Origin of the sequence: Dolichospermum sp. UHCC 0352 (assembly GCF_009711925.1) — a bacterium.
Classification (GTDB): domain Bacteria; phylum Cyanobacteriota; class Cyanobacteriia; order Cyanobacteriales; family Nostocaceae; genus Dolichospermum; species Dolichospermum lemmermannii.
The window spans coordinates 1-364 of the sequence record NZ_VIKY01000077.1 but is presented as its reverse complement, the minus strand read 5'-3'; the positions used below and the strand labels follow the sequence as shown (position 1 = coordinate 364).

General features: G+C 42.9%; 1 protein-coding gene. It reads left to right on the top strand.

What is annotated here, in order from left to right:
* Window positions 1–41: 41 nt before the first annotated feature.
* On the top strand, window positions 42–364 hold a 323-nt coding region (locus FJR06_RS05140; protein ID WP_168651003.1), incomplete at its 3' end, for a helix-turn-helix domain-containing protein.

Genomic DNA, 364 nt, shown 5'->3' with positions numbered 1-364 from the left:
CTATTTACAGTAAACCTCAGCAGATATTCTAATAACTGATTATGTTTAAGACCTATATTGTCCGGTTAAGTCAAGAAGAACGGCAGACCCTACAAGATTTGGTATCCACAGGCAAAGCAGCAGCTTACAAAATTAAGCACGCCAATATTCTGTTAAACATTGATGTCAATGGACAAGGATGGACGGATGAAGAAGCTGCGACCGCCTTCAGTTGCCACCGAAACACAGTTGCAAATCTTAGAGAGCGATTGGTAAAAGAAGGCATAGAGTCAGCATTAAACCGCAAACCCAGTAAAACGCCGCCTCGTCAAACGATTATTGATGGAGAGGTGGAAGCAAAACTAATTGCCTTGCGTTGTGGGGA